The sequence below is a fragment of the Sporomusa sp. genome (assembly GCF_035561255.1).
Lineage (GTDB): Bacteria > Bacillota > Negativicutes > Sporomusales > Sporomusaceae > Sporomusa.
Genome location: NZ_DATMXX010000018.1, coordinates 1 through 4,145, shown reverse-complemented (window position 1 = coordinate 4,145; position 4,145 = coordinate 1). Strand labels below are relative to the sequence as shown.

Here is a 4,145-nt window from a genome sequence, read left to right as displayed (position 1 = left end):
ATAAACTGTGGGCGATTGGCACCGGCTAGAATTAATAACGCGCCATCATTGCAATAGATTTTTTATATTAGCTGATCAGTATACTAGATGAAGGCTAAGATTACCGGAGGTAATCTTGGTCTTTTTTTATTAGCAAACCTCATTTTAGGTGCAGGATACATTCAATATATGTCAATTCAGTCCCGGTCCTGCTGCCGGATATTAATTTTCGGGAGGATATTGATGGACAAAGAACGATTGGCCTCATGGCTACACGAGCGCGAATTTATTTATAGTTTATTAGCCTGCCTGTACAAAGCCAGCCCGGCCACGCAGTTACTGAAAACTTTATCGGCAAACCGGCTATTAACTAGTTTAGTGGAGGATTATGATTCAATGGCGACCCCCGAACAATTCGCAGTATATTCAGCTGTGCAACAGCTACAGGACGAATTAGACCTTGGTCTTAAAAATCCCGCAGACTATCAGAAACTGCTGCAAGCTGATTTTAACCGTCTGTTTGTCGGTCCCGGGCATTTAGCAGCGCCACCGTGGGAATCGGTGTACCGTTCCAGGGAGCGGCTGATATTCGGCGAGCAGACGCTGGCTGTGCGTGAATTCTACCGTAGCTTTGGCCTGGAAACCAAGAAACGGCGCAGTGAGCCTGACGATCATATTAGCTTAGAGTTGGAATTTATGGCTTGTCTTTGTAAACAAGCGGCAAAACCAGATATTAGTACGGAAAAACTGAACTTATATATGTCCGGACAAACACGTTTTTTGTCCGGACATATATTGGAATGGGCTCCCGCTTTATGCGATGACATAAGAAAAGCAGCTGAATCAAACTTTTTCCGCGGGTTGGCGCTACTAACAAAGCAATGGCTTAAAGCTGACGCTGCCGACACTGAAATGATTGCAAGTGACTTGATCGTGTAATAGTCTTCTACAGGGCGTCACGATGCGGCACTATAACCAGGGCAGGCTGAGTCTGCCCGGCAGCAGGCAGTCCCTTTGTCTCATTGGCTTTACCATATTTGTGCTGCAGCTCATCCAGCGGGCCGAAATCAAGCGCGCGCAGCGGGCAGGAGGCTACGCAGACCGGCGGTTTGCCGGCTGCCAGCTGATCCCGGCACAAGTCACACTTCCCGGTCTTTCTGGTTTCTTTGTTATATTGCGGCGCACCATACGGGCAGCTTTTTACACACTTGCGGCAACCTACACACTTGTCCTGATCAATATATACAATCCCATCGGCTGCCTGTTTTTGAATAGCACCAACCGGGCAACTATTAACGCAAACCGGTTTGCGGCAGTGGTTGCAGCTGATGGATGTCCAGAAGGCATACACAGCAGGTATAACAGTTGTATCTTTTATTTGAAAGCCTCCGCCTGCCGTCTCAATCACCCGCCGGAACAACTGGCCCGCTTTCAAGTCATGTTTGTCCTTGCAGGCCACCTGGCATGTCTTACACCCGACACAAAACTTCTGTTCCACATAAAAGGCTAATTGCTTTGCCATGGCTGTATTCTCCTTCCTCTATACCTTACTAATCTGCACTAGATTGGTATGGGTAGCATTACCGAAGGCCAACGGTGTCGGGTGGTATTTGGTCAGGGTGTTTATGCAGCCGCGTTTATCAACCCCCTGTTCATCAGGGGTCCACCAGGCCCCCTGGGGTACTGAAACGACGCCCGGCATAATCCGCGGCGTAATTTTGACCGGCAGGGAGATTACCCCCCGGTCATTATACACCCTAACCAATTCACCGTTTTTCAAGTCCCGCTGCCCGGCATCCCCAGGACTGACCCAGACCTCCTGCGCGCCAGCCTCTTCCATCCAGGGGGTATTGTCGAAAATAGAGTGTACGCGCCGTTTGTAGTGATGGCCGATGCATTGCAATGGGTATTTTTCCCCCAGGGGATCTTCCGGCCCCTCCCAGGCTTTTACATATTTAGGTATGGCTGGAATCTCTTGCAGCTGTTTCATATCCCATAATTGCTGCGAGAATATCTCAATCTTGCCGGAAGGTGTGGGGAAAGGGTTATTCCCGGGATCTTCGATCTGCTTTTTAAAGGCAACCGAGGATTCCGGATACTGCCAACGATACACGCCCTTTTCTTTAAACTCTTCATAAGAGTAAAAGCCTGGATTCTTTTTGGCCGTTTCTGCCACAAGATACTGCAGCCACTGGTCGAGTGTTTTACCTTCAGTGAACCGGTCTTTAAGACCCAGACGGTCTGCAAGGTCACTGATCCAGTCATACCCGTTGCGGCATTCAAACACAGTATCTACCGCTTTATTCATAAACAAGACATAATCACCATAACCCCAGGGGGTAACAATATCATCCCGTTCATACATATTGTCTGAAGGCAGAAGAATATCCGCAAATTTGGCACTGGGGGTAAGAAACTGCTCGCTGACAACAAGAAACTCCAGTAGATTCTCATCCTGCAATAGCCTGGCGGTTCCATTGTTGTCGGCATGCTGATTTACCAGACAATTCCCGCCCAGATTAAACATCAGCTTGAGATTGGCAGACAGCTGCTTTACACCCTTAACACTTAGCTCCGGCCCCAGGCCTGCCCCCCGTTTGATGGCATCAGGCCAGCAAAATACCGAAATCTTTGCCTTGCTGGGATTAGGAACAGGAATGGAAGCAACAAACTGGGAGCGCGCCTGATAGCCGGTCCCGGATGCCCAACCGCCTTTCACACCGATATTGCCGGTTAAGGCGGCCAGTACCGTGCCGCTGCGCACCACCTGTTCCCCATAGGCATGACGCTGCGGCCCATAGCCCTGAATCAACGCCCCGGGTCTCATGGTCGCATATTCCCGCGCCAACTTAATGATAGTTTCATGCGGTATTCCGGTAACGGCCTCGGCCCACACCGGGGTCTTTGGTATTTTATCCTCACTTTCGCCCAATATATAGCTTTTAAATGACTGACCGGCCGGAATACCGGGAGGCAGATGCGCCTCGTCAAAGCCTACACAATATTTATCTAAAAAAGCCTGATCATGCAGATTTTCTGTAATGATGACATAGGCCATAGCATCCAGCAGCGCACTATCGGTTGTCGGCCGTATGGGAATCCACTGATCGGCCAGCGCGACAGCCGTATTGGAGTAGATCGGGTCAATACTGATAATCCTGGCGCCGGCTTGTTTGGCTTTCTTCAGATAATAGGCGGTATTTGTGCCGTGAATTGTCTCTCCGGGATTCCAGCCCAGCAGAATGATCAGCTTTGAATGGGCCCAATTATCCCGGCTGCTGCCGGTAGCGGTCGTGCCAAAGGTGTACGGCGTGGCCATCTGCGTTGCTGCCGTGCTGTAGCTGCCATAATAGGAGAGAAATCCACCGTAAAGACCTAATAACCGGCTCATCCATACCCGCTCGGAGACTCTGCCGGCATTGCCGGTGGCATATTGCATATAAATGGCATCTGGTCCGTATTGTGCCATAATTCGTTTAGTCTGGCTGGCAATGGTATCCAGCGCTTCATCCCACGTTATCTGCTCAAACTTGCCTTCACCGCGCTTGCCCACCCGTTTCATCGGATACTTCAGACGCTCAGGATGATAGAGACGATCCCGGTAGGAACGGCAACGCAAACAACCGCGCAGCTGCGGTGTCTTATCGGTATCAGGAATATCATCCTCTGTTGTAATCCGCACAACACGGTTGTCCCGGACGTGCGCCTGCAGTACACACCGTCCGCCGCAGTTATGTGATCCCGATGTACGTACAATCCTTTCCAGAGCCACTGGCTCCTGGGCACTTGCCCAGGAACCAAAGCTATCCAGTTCAAACAACCCGCTTGCTGCAGTAAAGCCAAAGGTTGCTGCGCCCAGCTTCAGAAATCTACGCCGCGAATACTGGGTTTTCCACAAGATATCTGTGTTCATTCGATCATATCCTTTCTCATGTATTCAACTGATCCAAGTCAATAATCCTCTTTCAGGGCACCTTGACCAAAAAGAAAAAGGCCGGAAAATACTCCACAACCGGAGTATTTTCTGGCCTTCAGCCTCGCTTACCAATCAACCAGTTAGATAATGGAAAAAACTATATTAATTTTTTTTGTGAACAAGCCCTGGCATTTGGCGAAATTGCCTTAGGTATTGCCTACTGTAAGTCAGTTTCAATATACTTTAGAAA

4 protein-coding genes are annotated in these 4,145 nt (G+C 49.6%); 2 read left to right on the top strand and 2 right to left on the bottom strand.

What is annotated here, in order from left to right; genetic code table 11:
* The first annotated feature begins 222 nt into the window (after nucleotides 1–222).
* On the top strand, nucleotides 223–918 hold the full coding sequence (locus tag VN379_RS00900; RefSeq protein ID WP_325529852.1) for a molecular chaperone: 696 nt from the start codon (nucleotides 223–225) through the stop codon (nucleotides 916–918).
* A gap of 7 nt (nucleotides 919–925) precedes the next feature.
* Here the strand turns inward: VN379_RS00900 and VN379_RS00895 are convergent, their stop codons facing one another.
* The gene (locus VN379_RS00895) at nucleotides 926–1,501 is read right to left on the bottom strand and encodes a DMSO/selenate family reductase complex B subunit (protein WP_325529850.1); all 576 of its coding nucleotides are present in this window, start codon (nucleotides 1,499–1,501) and stop codon (nucleotides 926–928) included.
* Nucleotides 1,502–1,519: 18 nt separating this feature from the next.
* Complete coding sequence (locus VN379_RS00890; protein ID WP_325529848.1) at nucleotides 1,520–3,892, bottom strand: DMSO/selenate family reductase complex A subunit; 2,373 nt, start codon at nucleotides 3,890–3,892, stop codon at nucleotides 1,520–1,522.
* A gap of 62 nt (nucleotides 3,893–3,954) precedes the next feature.
* Here VN379_RS00890 and VN379_RS00885 point away from each other — a divergent pair.
* A partial coding sequence (locus tag VN379_RS00885) for a hypothetical protein (RefSeq protein WP_325529846.1) occupies nucleotides 3,955–4,145 on the top strand: 191 nt, incomplete at its 3' end.